Below are 14,612 nucleotides of genomic sequence, written 5' to 3' on the forward strand. Positions count from 1 at the left end.
AGAAAGGTGGAGGAAGACTGCGTGCTCAAAGCAGGCCGGGTCGGCCCGTTAAAACGAGTTCCAATGCACCGCCGGCGTAGCGCAGCAGTTCCTGGCCGGCCCATCCGGCCATGAGCAGCACGGTCACCATCACGGCGATCATCCGCACCGTCAGGCCGATGCTCTGGTCCTGGATTTGCGTGACGGCCTGCAGCACGGCGATCAGCAACGCCGAGATGCCGGCCACCAGAATTACCGGCAGCGACAGCACCAGCACCAGCGTGAGCGCATGGCGCGTGATCTCGATCACGGTGGCGGCGTTCATCATGCGGTGGCTCCGGCGGCGGCCGCAGGGTCGGCCTTGGGGCGATCCTCCGGCGGGTTGCGCACCCAGCCGACGGTGTGCAGCTGCACGTCGGCTTCAATCTCTTGCAGAGAGACGACGGGCAGGTCAGGCAGGGTCGCTTCGATCAGGCGGCGCACATAGGCGCGGCACGTCATGGCCACCATGATGGCGGTGCGCGGCTGGCCGGCCGTTGCCTCGGCGTGGCGCGCGGCTTCGGTCACGTTCTGGACCTGCTCGGCGATGTTGGTGCGCACCTCGCGCGAGAGCCCGAGCAGGTTGCCCTGTTTGGTGCGCACCACCGCATCTTCAATGCGCTCCTGCAGGCTCTGCTCGAACAGCACGACGTTCAGCGAGCGGTCGGGCCCGCAGAAGTGATCGGTGATCTGCCGGCGCAAATCCATGCGCACGAGTTCCACCAGCATCGTCACGTCGTCGGGCTCGTGCGGCGAGCGGGCGATGAGGCTTTCGAGGATCGTGTTCAGGTTGCGGATGGGAATGCCTTCGTCCAGCAGGCGGCGCAGGACGTCGGTCACGCGCTGCAGCGGCACGAGGCGCGTCAGTTCGCCGACCAACTCAGCGCGGTCGCGGCGCACGAGCTGCAGCATGTTCTGCACTTCCTGAATGCCGACCATCTGCGCGGCGTGGCGGCGGATCACGGCCTCCACGTGCCGCGCCACGACCTGCTCGGGCTCAAGCGCCTGGCCCCACGCAGCCTTGGCGGTCTCGTCGGCCTGCGATGCCGGCATCGTCATCCACCACGCGTGGGTGAATGGACCGAACGCCGCGGTGCTTTCTGCGTCCACGCCGGCAGGCGGCGCGGCCTCTGTCCAGAGGCGATGTGCGACCTGCAGCGTGCCCTCTGAAGCAAACACGTCCTGCACGTAGATGCGGTAGTGATTGGGGAGCGTCTGCGCGCTGTAGGTCAGGTGCACGCGCGGAAACACCAGGCCGATGTCGTCTTCCACGGCAGCCTTGGAGCGTGCCAGCGCGTTCTGCAGCGGCACCAGCTTGATGTCCTTGCGCAGGTTCTCGGCAAGGCGCACGGCAACCGGCGCGGCAATGCCCGCCGCTGCAGAGACTTCTTCCGGGCGACCCGGCTGCGCGCCGGTGCCTTCGGCGCCGACCGATAGGAGGTTGAGGATGGGTGGCGCCTGGCGCTCGCGCAGGAAGTGGATCGCGCTCCCGCCCGCGAGCAGGGCCAGCGACAGGAATGCCCATTTCGGCATGCCCGGCACCAGCACAAACGCAAACAGCACGAGGGCGCCCATCAGCAAGCCGCGAGGGTGCGCGGCGATCTGTGCGCCAATCAACTGCCCGAGGTGGCGGTCGTTCATCTCGCGCGACGATACCCGCGTGGTCACCACCCCCGCCGCGATCGACACCATCAGCGAGGGAATCTGCGAGGCCATGCCGTCACCCACGGTGAGCACGGCATAGCGGTGCAGCGCATCGGCCACCGACATGTCATGCATGAGCGCGCCCACCGCAATGCCGGCCAGGATATTGATGACGGCGATGAGGATGCCGGCAATGGCATCGCCCTTGACGAACTTCATTGCGCCGTCCATGGCGCCGTGCAATTGCGATTCCTGTTCGAGCAGTTCGCGGCGGTGCTTGGCCTGGTCCGACGTGATGATGCCGGCGCGCAGGTCGGCGTCGATGCTCATCTGCTTGCCGGGCATGGCATCGAGCGTGAAGCGCGCGCCCACCTCCGCCACACGTTCCGAACCCTTGGCAATGACCACGAACTGCACGATGGCGATGACGGTAAACACCACGCCGCCCACCACAACGTTGCCGCCCACCACCAGCTTGCCGAAGGTGTCAATCACGTGGCCGGCGTTGGCCTGCAGCAGGATCAGCTTGCACGAGGCGATGTTCAGCGAGAGCCGGAACAGCGTCGTAAACAGCAGCAGCGAGGGAAACGATGAGAACGACAGCGCAGACGGCAGGTAGATCGAGATCGTCAGCAGGATCACGCTCGCCGCCAGGTTGAGCGAGATCAGCCCATCGAGCACGACCGTGGGCAGCGGCAGCACGAACAGCGCCACCACCGACCCGATGAACAGCGCGATGAGCAGGTCATAGCGCAGCAGGCCGCTGGCAAACGCGGCATGGCCGGGGTCGGACCGCAGTTTGGCGAGGGCTTCCTGCGCGGTGGGGATGCTCGGCATGACCTTCCTTATCTGGGGGCAGCGGCGCCCTGAAGAACGTTGTCCTGCACATGCGTTGCAGGGCGTGCTGCAGGGCGAGCCCAGTGTAAGAGCGGCCCTTCGCGGCGCCGCGTCCGAACTCACGTAACGGCAGCCGGACGCGTTTGCCGTGGTTACGAGAACGAGTAGCGGGCGTGGGGGGGCATCGGCACTACAGTGGCTCCGTTTTCCAGCCACCCCCAACGAGCCGCGAAAGAACGTGAAGCGAGAGATGCCCGTGTCGGTCACTGACCTCGCGCAGGCCGAAGGACTCCTGCACCTGGACAGCGGCGTCGCGCGGGCCCAGTCGTGGGCGTACGTGCAGGCGCATGGCGACGTGTTGTTGCCGCCGGTTCAGGTGGGCGCAGAGCGATGGCGTTTGCGCTGGACGCCGCTTGGCGCGGATGCCGCATCCCACCAGGCAGTACCGCTGCCGGGATGGCACGCGTTGCGTTTTGCCGTGGGCAAGCACGAAGGCTGGCTGCTGGCAGACGCAGCGCTGGCTACCTGCCTGGCCGATGACGGTGTGCAACCGGACGTGCCGCATGCCATCTTCTGCGCGCTGGCGGCAGATACGCTGGGCAACGTGTCACGCGCAGTGGAGGCGCAGCTGCGTCAACCTGTGCGCTGGCAGCCCGAGCTCAGCATGCAGCCGACGGCGGTATGGCTTGCGCAGAACGCCGTGAGTTTTTCTGTCTGCACCGATGAGGGCGCGGCGCGCGGCAGCGGTGCCATCGCAATGGACGATCTTGCCGGCTGGCAGCGTTGGCAACAGGCGCTGGAAGAAGCGCCAGACGCAGATACACCCCGCGCCGCCCGTGCAATGCCGACCCCGCAATGGATGGAGCGCCTCGCGATCGGCGTGCGTTTCATGATCGGCCAGACACAACTGCGTGCCTCCGAACTGCGTGGCGTGGCCAAGGGCGACATCATCGCCATCGAGAAATGGACTTCGCGCGGTGCGGCGCTGGAGTGCGTCGGCACGGTGCCGGGCATTCCCACGCTGGGCATCGCCGCGCATGCCCTCGGCAAACAAATCATGGTGGACGCCGTCCGCCACACGGAGCGCGACATGCCCGACGAAAGGAACTCCGCCAAACCGGTGCAGGCCAAGGGCTTGCCGGGTGCGGCCACAGCAGGCGCCCCGGTGGCGTCCTTTGATGACATCGAAGTGCTGACCACGTTTGAGCTGGCCGAGCAGGCGCTGCCGCTGCACGTGCTGCGCAATCTGGCGCCAGGGCAGGTGATCGAGCTTGAGCAGCCGCTGAACCACACGACCGTGCAGATCCGCGCCAACGGCAGCCTGGTGGGCAGCGGCCAACTGGTGGCCGTCGGCAACCGGCTTGCCGTGCGCGTCTCCGCCTTCGTGCACGACACGCCCGACCATGCCTAGCCTGCCGAATCCCGTACCGATGATCGCGATGATCGTCGCGATCGGGCTGATCCCGTTCGCGGCGCTCATGGTGACGTGCTACACCAAGCTGGTGATCGTCTTCGGGCTCACGCGCAATGCGCTGGGCATCCAGCAGGTGCCGCCCAACCTGGTGCTCAACGGCATTGCGCTGATCCTGACGCTGTTCATCATGGCGCCCGTGGGCGGCGACATGGTCAACAACCTCAAGGGCCGCAACTTCAATTCCGGCGCGCAGTTCAGCGTGGACGACGTCATGGCCATCGTGGACGCCGGCGTGCCGCCCATCAAGGCTTTCCTGCAGAAGCACACGCAGGAGCGCGAGCGCAATTTCTTCCTGAAATCCGCCACCAACATCTGGCCCAGCGGACGCGCCCAGAACCTGCAGGCCGATGATCTGACGGTGCTGGTGCCGAGCTTTACGCTCACCGAGCTGACCAAGGCATTCCAGATCGGCTTTGTCGTCTACATCGTCTTCGTCATCGTCGATCTGCTTGTGGCCAACGTGCTGCTGGCGCTGGGCATGCAGATGATCTCGCCGACGACGATCTCGGTGCCTTTCAAGCTGCTGCTGTTCGTCATGCTGGACGGCTGGGCAGTGCTGATCCATGGGCTAGTGCTCTCTTACCACTGAACCCTCAACACTGAAGAGGCGGCCATGCGGTTTCGTGTCTTCTGCGGCTTGCTGACCGGTGTGCTGGCGTTTGCGGCCGGGCTGGCCCATGCGGGGCCCACGCTTTCGAGCGCGGAGTTCGCACAGGTGGCGCAGCAGTGCGCGCCGCGTGTGGATGTGATGACGTTGGCAGCGCTCGTGCGCACCGAGTCTGGCTACAACCCGTACGCCATAGGTGTGGTGGGCGCGCGGCTGGCACGGCAGCCGGCATCGATGGAAGAAGCGCAGGCGACCATTCAGATGCTCGAGCAACGCGGCTACGACTTCAGCCTCGGCTTGGCACAGATCAACCGGCGCAACCTCGCCCGTCTGGGGGAGACCACCACCACGGTGCTCGACCCGTGCCGCAATCTGGCAGCCAGTCAGCGCATCCTGCGCGAATGCTTCACACGGGCCACGCGCAGCACCGCTATCGAGCAGCAAGCTTTGCGGCACGCGCTGTCCTGCTATTACTCGGGGGGCTTCAGCGTGGGGTATCGAGAGGGCTACGTGAGCCGCGTGGTGGCCAATGCGCAAGCGAGCGTGCCACAGATCGACGTGGCCCCGGCACGCGCGCAACCGATCCCGCTGGCGGAGCCGTCGCGGCGCGTACAGGCCGCTGCGGCGCCCATGCCATCGCCCACGCCGTCGCCGTTGTCCACACGCCCGATTACATCGTCTGCAGGTTGCACCGCGGGGCGACAGGTCATGCTGGTCAATTGCGGCCGGGGCACCTGCGTGCGCTGTCTCGGGCATTGAGCGGGACATCGGACTTGGCACGTCCGATCTCGTTCCCATTCGGCAATGGACAGCAGCATATGCAGCCATAAGACTACGTACAGCCATTGCGGCTTTTCCGGGAACCGACCATGAAGAGTGCCAGCGACAACGCCGGAGCCTCGTATTTCACGCCCCAGGCGGCTACCGCCGGGCTGCATGATGCCGTGCACATGCGCACGCTGGGCGGCGTTCTACTGTTCGATGACCAGAAGATCATCACGCGCCAGCCGCCGCACACGCTGGCCGTGCATGCGCCGCAGCTCGCCACGCAGCTCGCCGCCAGCATGCAGCCGTATCAGCGCCGCCAGAAAGTGCAGGAGGTGCTGACCAGCATCGGCTTCGACAGCTTCGAGTACAGCGTGGCGCGCATGATGTCCGGCACGGTGGAGGTGCTTTCCAGCCTGACGACGTACGGCAAGGCCGACTGGATTCATCGCTATTTCTCGCAGCGCTATCACGAGATCGATCCGTGCCTCAAACGGTGCCTGGCCAGCGGCACACCGCTGGTCTGGGACGCAGATGACCTGGCCGCCTGGACCGAGCGCACGCCGGGCCTCGCGCGCATGCAGGCGTATCTGCTCGACTGTGAGGCGTTCGGCGTTTCCAGCGGCGTGACGTACTGCTGGCCGGCTTCAGAAGGGCGTGCGCGGGTGGTGGTGCGTTTTCATTCCAGCAACCGCAATCGGCGCTGGATCTCTGACGCCGTGATTGGGCAGGCGTTGGCACTCGGCATGGCAGTGCATGAATATCTGAGTGCTTACGATCTGGTGCCGAGCCGCCCGCTGCCCGGCGATCCGAATCTGTCGCAAGTGCAACAGCGCATCCTGGACTGCCTGATCAAGGGGATGACCGATCGCGAGATCGCCCAACTGCTGGAACTCACCACGCACAACGTCGACTACCACCTGCGCCGCCTGCGTGCACTCTTTGGCGTGACCACGCGCGTGCAGTTGGTGAAGGCGGCCTGCTACGGATAACGTGCCGTGTCAGGCCAGCATGGAGTTCAGGAAGCCGAGGTGATCGTCGACCAGCACGGTGCTTCCGCATGGAGCGGTGGACGGAAGCTCGATGTGGGCAGGTACCGGTGTAACGGGCGTGCCCTTGTCCGTCAATACACCCAGGCCGGGCACAGACAGGAGCTTGGGCTGTGGTGCCGGCGCGCTGCTGCACCGTTCGCCGCTCAGCGCTGACACCACGGCGCTCACGACCGGATGGCAATCCGCCTTCGGGTACACGAGTGCGGTGTTGATCTGCGGGGCGTCCCACGCCAGTTGCACCCGCACCAGGTCAGGCGGCAAGGCGGTATGTGCCTGACCCACCTGCAGGGTGACGGCGATGCCGCTGGCTGCAAGGTCGCTCGCGCTGGTGGCGTCGGGCGTGATCAGCAGCGGCCCCGGCGTGGCGCCATGTCGGCCGCACCAGTGGGTCAGTGCGCCGAACAAGCCATCGTGCAAGGCGGCGTCCAGCGCCACGGGCACGTTGTCCAACTGCCAGGCATCCACCACGTTCTGGCGGGCCAGCCAATGGTCGACCGAGACCACCAGCGTCACGCGCTCGTAGGCGACCGATACCTGATCCAGACCGTCGTGCAGGGGGACGTAGCCCGCGATCAGGCCGGCGTGCAACACGCCACGCATGACGTTGGCGACGATACGTTCCGGTGCCATCACCAACATGTCGGCACGCATGCCGGGCGCGCTCGTTGACAGGGCCGTCACCACGCGCTGCAGTGCTGCCGGCATGCCGGGCATGAGCGACGATTGCGTATAGGCGAATGTCAGCGCCGTGCGGGTTTCGGCGTGTGCGTCATTCTGAGCGGTGCTGGGTTCGGGCTGGACGATGCGCCGGGCCAGCGTATCGGCCTGCTGGAGCAGGGCCCGCGCTTCGGTGAGCAGCCTGCGCCCAGCCTCGGTGAGCTTGAGGCGCTTGCGCTCGCGCTCGAACAGCACCACGCCCAGCGCTTCTTCCAGCCGGATGATCTGCCGGCTTAGCGGCGACGCCGAAATATGCAGGCGTTCAGACGCTTGGGCAATGTTCTCGGTCGTGGCAACCGTGACGAAATAGCGAAGCTGTCGCAGATCCATGCGCGTACACATCGTGAAACAGGGCGGTCATTCGCCACGCTAGGGTATGTCTTCAAGACTTGGGCAGTTGTCCGGCTTTTCGTAAGACACGGCTGCACAAGGGCCTGCGAAAACGATAGCGCGTTGGCTTGAGGGGCGTGCGCGCTTTCTTGCGACGATTGTCGGGTTCCTGCCATTGGGCGTCGCAAAAGCGTGGGCAAAGGTTTTGGGTGCAATAGCCAAAACCGCAGTGCTTATGCTGAAAAGGCATGGATTTCCCGTCCCAGCCCTGCCTTCGGGCGTCTCCCGCGCCATGAAAGTGCACAGCGCAGGCCTCAGGCCAGGACACCCGTGCGCCTTGATATCCCGGTCTGCCTACGGTTGACCGTAGGGCGGGACGCCCCCGATCGTCCATACAGTGGCAGGCATGTGCGCGTTAGCAGACGATGGAGCGGGATCATGAGCATTCGATGGGGGCGGCTTGCGAGCAGCGCAGCGGTGCTGCTTGCGCTGGTGTCGTGCGGCGGTGGAGGCGATAGCGCGGTGCCAGGCCAGCAGGGAACCGACGCGCCGCCTGTGGCAGGCACGCCAAGCCAGCCGCCGCAATCGACTGCCAGGTGCAGCGAGGTAGCTCAGTACGGCATCACCTTCACGTTCGATCACGCCTATGCGTGCGGCACCTTTGCCAACGGTGACCACTGGGTCGCGCCTGATGCTACGGGTGGCGTGGTCATCATCACCGCCATCAGCCCCGCCTATACCGGCACGCGCAACGGCTTTGAGGTCAACCCTGCGCACGTTGACAGGCAAGGCTTTGACAGCCGATCGGAGGGATTCGACCCTACGCTTGTGCCCGCGTTGCCGTATGCCGCACGCGGTGGGGAATCGGTGGTGAAAAGCACTTCGCTGGTCGATTCACCTGCGGGGCGCACCTTTCTTGATAGCGCGGCTGTGCTGACGGTGCTTGGCGCCATTCCCCCCGAGGGCGGGGCGAACTTGTTCCGACCGCCGTACTTCGGCGCCGACAAGCCGCTGATCCCGCTCACACGTGTTCACACCCAGCGGCTGCCGAAACTGGCGCCGGTGGACTACGCGCCCTCGCTGGACGACATCGCGAGCCGCTTCGCCCGCGTACAGCTCGACCACATGAACGACTGGACGGGCGCCGACATCCACCCTGTGCAGAACCTGCCCGACTATGGCGCGCAGGTTGCCGAAGATACGGCGGACGCAGGCTTGCGCCTGATGCTTGCCGACAGTCTGCAGGCCAAGATGCCCGCGTTGATCGGCTATTTGCAATACGGCATCGACCTTGCGGCCGCACGGCACGGCGGGCTGCAGTTTGCCGCCAATGGTGGCCACCGTATCGGGCGCAAGGTGGTGCTTGCGTTTGCGGCGGAGCTGCTGGATGACGCGGACATCGCCGCCCTCGTGCACGACGCGCCTTACAACACGTACCAGGAAGACGGCGACCTGCATTTCAGCCCTGTGGCTAACCAGGTGCTATGGGGCGCGCCGTGTTCAACCGAAGACTACTGGTTCAACCAGAACACCACGCGGGGCTCGCGCGATTGCCGTGACCCGTACGACCGTATCGACGGCGGCCAGACACCGGGCGGCGAATACCAGTTCTGCTGCACCACCAAGCCGCTGGTGGCGACTGCATTGATCCTGCATCTGATGCCACACCTGCAGTGTCTTTGGAACAACCCCGACTTGATCGCCTATGCCGATCGCTGGGTCAACTTCGGGGCGTGGACGCAGCCTGACCCCTACGCACCGCACGGCAATGGCGCGCTGGATACCGACCCTTCCGATGGAACAGGCCGTTACCCGGCGCTGCACGGCACCAGCCGCAACGACGGTTATTACAGCAGCCGGTTTGCCGATGCCATGTGGGTGGCGTACCGGGCCGGGGCGGCCGCAGCGGTGTGCCCTTGACGATGGGCGGCTGGTTGCGTCAAGCCAGCGCCGCCGCATGCTCCGTCAGTTCGCACGCGAATGAAGCGCAGCATGTTTGCGGGCAGACGGTGATGGGCGCGACGGCCCACGCATACAGCCAGGCCTGCGGCAAGGGCGGCGCATCCCCTGCGGGGAGCCCCGGCAGTGCATCGGCACGTTGGAGCACATCGCCGAAGACGAGCACCAGGCGGGTCAGCAGGCGTGCGTAGTCAGGGCAGGCGCCAATGCGGGCCCGCGCACGGCGCTGGATCATGCTCAGCGCAATGATGACCACGGGCTCGTCGACCGCCGCTGCAGCGTGCGACAACAGCCGGACCAGCCGCAGGTACAGCCGCGCGTAGCGCACGAAGAGCGCCGGCGGTGCGGCGCCGAAATCCGCATCGAACGGGGCAAGGGCGGGGACGCAAGCCATGGCACGCCTTCAGAATGTCGATGGCTGCGGGCTTTGCGGCTGCGACTGCAGACGTGCTTCGGCGTCGGCGTATTCGTCGCCGAAATAGCGGGAGACTGCGGCCGCGGCGTGCGTTGATGCTGCCGGCTCGCGGGGCGCGTCATGCGCAACGCCGGCACTTGCGCCCGCCATGTGCACGGGGCCGCTCGCAAACATCCAGACCGTGAACGCCACGGCCGCACCCGCAATGACAATGCGTGCCGCCACACGCCCGGGCGTGGACGGCGGAAGATGGCGTGCGCTCATGACACAGCCTCCGTATTGGCGATCGTTGTTGGGGGTATCACCACGGTGGCCGCGCCGACGGTGACCACGCGGTGCTCCAGATGCCAGCGCGTGGCGTTGACCAGCGCTTGGCACTCAAGCGCTGCGCCCTGGGCGATCAGCGCGTCGGGGCCGTCGTCCGAGGCAATGCGCGACATGGCTTGCTCGATGATCGGCCCTTCGTCCAGGTCGGCCGTCACGTAGTGCGCCGTCGCGCCGATGTAGCGCACGCCCCTGGCGTAGGCCCGGCGGTACGGGTCCGCGCCAGAAAAGGCTGGCAGCAGCGAGTGGTGGATGTTGATGATGCGGCCGGCGTGTCGTGCGACGAAGCCCGGCGTGAGCACGCGCATGTAGCGTGCGAGCACGATCAGGTCGACATGGTGAAGCTGGAGCAAGGCGTCCAGCTCGGCCTCTGCCGCTTCCTGACCGTGCCGATGGTCGACGTGAATGAAGGGCACGCCATGCTGCCTGCACAGGGTGGCCCGTTCAGCGTGGTTGCCGGCAACGAACGCGATGTCGCAAGGCAGCGCGAGTGCCGCGTGCGCTTGCAGCAGCGCCTGCAGGCAGTGCTCCGTGCGTGAGACCAGGATGGCTACGCTCATGCGCCGGCCCGCGGCGCTGTGCCAGGTGACATCGTTGCTCGGTGCCGAAGCGGTTGCCCACCGTTGATAGAGCCGATAGTCCTGTGCCAGCACGTCGGGGTGCAGGCGCATTGCCTCAGACGGTGTATGGCATTCGGCACGCACGATCGTCATGCCGCGGGCGCTGAAGTGCTCGATGCGGGCGTCGGCGTCCAGGTGGTCCCGCACAAAGCCGTAGATGTGCCGCGTATGTGCAGTCGGCAGCGTATGCAGCGCGGTCACGATTGCGCGCGTGCCGGGCACGCGCATGTGGGAATGCAGCGTGTGTTCCGCTTCCAGGCCAAGATGGGTCGATGTCATGCCGTGGGTTTCCTCTCTCGCCGCGCTTCGCATGGCATGCGAATGGGGCGTTCTGTTTTTACGCAATCGCGCATGTAATGGCGCTTAAGGCGAGAGTAGCGAGCGGGTTCAATCGAAGGCACTACGGCCTTGCGCAAGCTTGCGCATGTGGCGACGGATTACGCTGCGATTGTCGTAGCGTGCCGCTTCGGCCCTGGCGGACACGATTTCTCGGAGGCACCGTGCGGGCGGGCCGCTGCCAGAATCGGCGGATCTCTTTTCTGACTGTGCAGGAGCCCGTCATGCAACGTGACGATTCGAGCAAGCCGCGCCGGAAGGCGTACATCGCATTGATCGTGGTTGGCGGTGCCTTTCTGGTGGGGGTCGTCATCTGCTGGGCGATTGCACTGCATATCCTGCGCACGCAGGTACGCGCATCCACTCCGCTGATGGCGGTTGTCGGCATGGGGTGGGCGGTGCTGACCATGACGCTGTCAATGGCGCTGACGATGCTCGGCGCACGGGTGCGTGCGGCACGGCTGGATGCGCGGCGCGGGCATGTCGTGATCAGCGGATACGACCCTGCGTTGGCGCGGGACAGGCTGATCGTTCAAGGGCAGGGCGTTGAGGCTACCGGCGAGGCCGATGTCGAAATCACCACCGTGCTGCCGGCGGTCGTGACGGCCATCAGCACGTTCATGCTCGCGGCAGTGACGATCGGCTTGTTCTGGCTGGGCCGCACGACGCCCATGGGCGTGTTCATTGGCGGCCTGCTGTGCTATTTCATGTCGAACTGGGTGTACCGGATGTGGCCGCGCAAAAAGGCCGATGAGAGCACCGCAGCGTTGTCAGGTCGTCAGTAGTCGATGCGTGCCGGGCCGGCGGCCAATTCGGGATGCGCTGCCAGGATGGCGCGTGCATCCCCCATCGGCTTGCGCTTCGTGAGCGTGTTGGTAAGCGTGATGCGATAGATCTGGCCCGGTGCCACCGTGCTCAGGTCTTGCCCTGGCTCGTAGCCCACCACGCGGCCGTGCCGCCCAACATAAACCTTGTCGGGCGTGTAGAACGGGTGGAACTCGCTGGCATCGGCATTGCCTTCAAGCATGAAATAGCGGTAGCCGTGCGCCGCCGCAATCTGGGCGCAACGCAGCACCAGGCCGTTGTAGACCGTCGACGTGGTCGTTGTATCGTTGCCGCGGAAGCGCACTTCCCACGTGCGCGGACCAATCTGCTGTTCAGAGAAGCCGCCGTAGCCAAGGTCAGGCTGGTACGGCGTCTGACAGGCAGCCAGGCACAGCGGCGCGGCAACGACGAGGTATCGCGCGACTGAGCTGAGAGAAGCGAGCGAAGCAATTGGCCAGCGGATCATGATGCGTGGTCCCAGTCGGGGTTGGCGCGGCGAACGTTCTTCATCAGCAATGCCTTGATGTGCTCGTCCGGATGGCCGAGCCAGCGCAGCTTTGCATAGGTGGAGGCCGGCCGGTCTATCGGATGCGGGTAATGAACCTCCACCAGAACCGCCCAGGCGGCGTTGGCGTGTTCTGACGTATCCATGCGGAAGGCACCGAAGAGCTGCTGCGCTGGGCAGTCATGCGGTTTGCACATGTCACCCGTGATGTAGGTCTGGCCGTCAGTTGCGCGCGCGGTGTACTCGCTGCTCGTTCCCTGACCACCGCGCAGCCAGGCGGGCAGGGCAGGCTCGCCACGCAGCATGGCGTCCCACGCGGGTTGGAAACCGGGCTTGTGCGTCAACTCCAGGAAGATGCCGTACTCGCTTGCGTGGATCAGCGTCGGCACCGCCAGTGCAATGGCCACGATGGCGATGGCCAGGATGAGGAATTCGACGATGCGGCGCATAGGCGTAGCCCATCGCACAGCGCGCGGGCAGTCAGACAGGACGGCCTAGCGTAGCTGTCGGAACACCCGGTTGGCACTACATGGATTCGTAAGGCGTGTGCCGCACGCCATGCAGCGAAAGAGTGGGATCGTCCAACTGGTTTTCTGGGCTGGCATGCGCGGCGCACGCCGAACTTACGGAGGGCTGTAGGCGAGCTGCGTGCCCGTGCTTGTGACAATGCTTCGGGCCAGGGATGCGTCTCGCGCCGTGGCCATTTTCGTTGCCTTGTGTCCCCATGTTTCCCTATCGCCCCGACGGCCTTGTCGTGCCGCGTGCGCCAGAACCGGCGCCTCCTCCTCCCGCTTCCCTGACTGCCCAGGTGCAAGGCCGAATGGCCCAAGGCAGTAGCCTGCAAGACGCCGTGCATGCCACGCAGGCGAGCAATCCGCTGGCAACGGCTGAACAGATGGCGATGGCTGCCATTGCGGCGCAAGCGGCTCAGCAGGCACAGCAATCCGCCCGCGCAAATACGAAGACGAAGCAACCCACCGATCTCATCGATCGTGCCACCAGGCAGGTTGCCGACGCGCATGTGCTGGACGCGAAAGTGGTCGATCAGGCGGGCCAGTTGCTGAAGCGTCCTGTTCAGTCGGCAACCGGTAAGCCCGACCTCACGCGGCTGCATGCACCCGATGCAGCGCTGGTCGATCGCATGCGTGCGCAGATGCAGGCGGGCGCCACGCCGACGGAAGCCGTCAATGTGCTGCGCGCAGAGCAGGCGATGCAACAGCCGGATACCGATCTGGACCTGGCGGTGGCCGCGCTCATGGCCGGTACCGCAGAGCATGGTGGCGCGGTGGCCAACGCGCTGCCGCTGGCGATGCGCGACCTGGGTGCGGCCTTTCCGGCAGCCACGCTCACGCTGGCGTTTTCCCAAGCCGACGTTGCCGCCAGCACACAGGATTGCAATCAGGCCGTTGCCGATTACCGCGCCGCCGAAGGCAATGGGGCACCCGTCGACGAGCAAGACAGCAAGCTGACGCGCGCCAACGCTGCGTTGACGCGCCTGCAGCGCGCCATGATCAACGGCATGCGGTGCGTTGCCGATAACGCGCCCGATGGCACCGCAGCTGCGGGCCTGGTCGATGCGTTCGGTCGGGCATGCGTGGCAGCGGCCACACCGGAGTTGCGTCAACAGTTGAGCGACACCTGCCATCAAGCCATGCAGGCGGTGCTGGCGGAGGCGCCTGCCACGCGTCACTCCACCATGGCGCTTTATCTGCTGGGAGCGGACCAGAGCGCCGCCGCGGATGTCAGCGCCAGCGCTGCCGACGCCTATGTCGCATTGGCGCAGAAGCATCAGCAAGCTGCGCAGGCCTGCGTGGATTCTGCGCAAGCCGTGCTGGACAGCAATCGCAACCTGCCCGCCAGCCTGCGTCGCGCCGAGGCACCTTCCAACAACGCGGCATTCAACCAGGCACAACACCAACTGACCCAGGCGAATACCGAGGTGGCCGACGCTCAGGCGCAGCAGCAGGCCGCGGCGGCGGGCAAGGATGTCGTCTTGCCAGCCAAGACGCCGGAACTCTCCGGCTACGCGGCATCGCTGGCCGACCTGCAGCGCGCGACGAGCGGGGCATTGGCCGATTTCAAGCGGGCGCTGGGCAACGAGGTGGCGCAGGACGCGACACAGGCTTACGCGAATGATGCACAGGCCACGCTGCAGGCTGCACAGCACGCGGCCTCAGCGTCGCA

The 14,612-nt window shown here is 65.8% G+C and carries 15 protein-coding genes; 6 read left to right on the plus strand and 9 right to left on the minus strand.

From position 1 onward, the window contains the following. Positions 1-25 precede the first annotated feature (25 nt). Positions 26-304, minus strand: a complete 279-nt coding sequence (locus tag ACEN9T_RS08290) for an EscS/YscS/HrcS family type III secretion system export apparatus protein (RefSeq protein ID WP_027679288.1) — start codon at positions 302-304, stop codon at positions 26-28. Further along, positions 304-2,499: a type III secretion system export apparatus subunit SctV gene (gene sctV, locus ACEN9T_RS08295; RefSeq protein ID WP_413706073.1), complete on the minus strand. Its 2,196-nt coding sequence runs from the start codon at positions 2,497-2,499 to the stop codon at positions 304-306. The genes ACEN9T_RS08290 and sctV overlap by 1 nt, the downstream gene beginning before the upstream one ends. Positions 2,500-2,755: 256 nt before the next feature. Here sctV and ACEN9T_RS08300 point away from each other — a divergent pair, with 256 nt between their 5' ends. The 4 genes from ACEN9T_RS08300 to ACEN9T_RS08315 all read left to right on the plus strand — a co-directional run bounded on the left by ACEN9T_RS08300 (position 2,756) and on the right by ACEN9T_RS08315 (position 6,337). Then, positions 2,756-3,910, plus strand: coding sequence for a FliM/FliN family flagellar motor switch protein (locus ACEN9T_RS08300; RefSeq protein ID WP_413706074.1), 1,155 nt, complete (start codon positions 2,756-2,758; stop codon positions 3,908-3,910). Then, entirely contained in the window at positions 3,903-4,562 is a 660-nt protein-coding gene (gene sctR / locus ACEN9T_RS08305) for a type III secretion system export apparatus subunit SctR (protein WP_065854284.1), read from the plus strand. The genes ACEN9T_RS08300 and sctR overlap by 8 nt, the downstream gene beginning before the upstream one ends. A 24-nt stretch (positions 4,563-4,586) precedes the next feature. After that, the gene (locus tag ACEN9T_RS08310; protein ID WP_413706075.1) at positions 4,587-5,339 is read left to right on the plus strand and encodes a lytic transglycosylase domain-containing protein; all 753 of its coding nucleotides are present in this window, start codon (positions 4,587-4,589) and stop codon (positions 5,337-5,339) included. 110 nt (positions 5,340-5,449) lie between these two features. Continuing rightward, positions 5,450-6,337, plus strand: a complete 888-nt coding sequence (locus ACEN9T_RS08315) for a helix-turn-helix transcriptional regulator (RefSeq protein WP_175537128.1) — start codon at positions 5,450-5,452, stop codon at positions 6,335-6,337. Between the two features lie 9 nt (positions 6,338-6,346). Here the strand turns inward: ACEN9T_RS08315 and ACEN9T_RS08320 are convergent, their stop codons facing one another. Further along, the gene (locus tag ACEN9T_RS08320) at positions 6,347-7,444 is read right to left on the minus strand and encodes a LysR family transcriptional regulator (protein ID WP_413706076.1); all 1,098 of its coding nucleotides are present in this window, start codon (positions 7,442-7,444) and stop codon (positions 6,347-6,349) included. Between the two features lie 438 nt (positions 7,445-7,882). On the opposite strand from ACEN9T_RS08320, the gene ACEN9T_RS08325 reads away from it, so the two are divergent. Then, entirely contained in the window at positions 7,883-9,364 is a 1,482-nt protein-coding gene (locus tag ACEN9T_RS08325; RefSeq protein ID WP_413706077.1) for a hypothetical protein, read from the plus strand. Positions 9,365-9,383: 19 nt separating this feature from the next. On the opposite strand, the gene ACEN9T_RS08330 is transcribed toward ACEN9T_RS08325, so the two are convergent. The 3 genes from ACEN9T_RS08330 to ACEN9T_RS08340 are packed head-to-tail and all read right to left on the minus strand — an operon-like array spanning position 9,384 to position 11,041. Next, complete coding sequence (locus ACEN9T_RS08330) at positions 9,384-9,797, minus strand: hypothetical protein (RefSeq protein WP_413706078.1); 414 nt, start codon at positions 9,795-9,797, stop codon at positions 9,384-9,386. Between the two features lie 9 nt (positions 9,798-9,806). After that, on the minus strand, positions 9,807-10,082 hold the full coding sequence (locus ACEN9T_RS08335) for a hypothetical protein (RefSeq protein ID WP_413706079.1): 276 nt from the start codon (positions 10,080-10,082) through the stop codon (positions 9,807-9,809). After that, a complete protein-coding gene (locus ACEN9T_RS08340) occupies positions 10,079-11,041 on the minus strand; it encodes a formyltetrahydrofolate deformylase (RefSeq protein ID WP_413706080.1) in 963 nt (320 codons plus the stop codon). Before ACEN9T_RS08340 ends, ACEN9T_RS08335 begins: the two co-directional genes overlap by 4 nt. A 281-nt stretch (positions 11,042-11,322) precedes the next feature. Here ACEN9T_RS08340 and ACEN9T_RS08345 point away from each other — a divergent pair, with 281 nt between their 5' ends. Next, entirely contained in the window at positions 11,323-11,883 is a 561-nt protein-coding gene (locus ACEN9T_RS08345) for a hypothetical protein (protein WP_092972167.1), read from the plus strand. Here the strand turns inward: ACEN9T_RS08345 and ACEN9T_RS08350 are convergent. The 3 genes from ACEN9T_RS08350 to ACEN9T_RS08360 are packed head-to-tail and all read right to left on the minus strand — an operon-like array spanning position 11,877 to position 14,595. Then, entirely contained in the window at positions 11,877-12,389 is a 513-nt protein-coding gene (locus ACEN9T_RS08350) for a CC0125/CC1285 family lipoprotein (protein WP_413706081.1), read from the minus strand. The two genes, ACEN9T_RS08345 and ACEN9T_RS08350, sit on opposite strands and share 7 nt — an antisense overlap. Beyond that, positions 12,386-12,877: an Ivy family c-type lysozyme inhibitor gene (locus ACEN9T_RS08355; RefSeq protein WP_092972165.1), complete on the minus strand. Its 492-nt coding sequence runs from the start codon at positions 12,875-12,877 to the stop codon at positions 12,386-12,388. The genes ACEN9T_RS08350 and ACEN9T_RS08355 overlap by 4 nt, the downstream gene beginning before the upstream one ends. Beyond that, positions 12,805-14,595 (minus strand): hypothetical protein, encoded by a 1,791-nt coding sequence (locus tag ACEN9T_RS08360; protein ID WP_413706082.1) that lies wholly within the window; start codon positions 14,593-14,595, stop codon positions 12,805-12,807. The genes ACEN9T_RS08355 and ACEN9T_RS08360 overlap by 73 nt, the downstream gene beginning before the upstream one ends. Positions 14,596-14,612: the final 17 nt, after the last annotated feature.

Source organism: Ralstonia sp. Ralssp110 (assembly GCF_047325135.1).
In the GTDB taxonomy this organism is placed as follows: Bacteria; Pseudomonadota; Gammaproteobacteria; order Burkholderiales; family Burkholderiaceae; genus Ralstonia; species Ralstonia mojiangensis.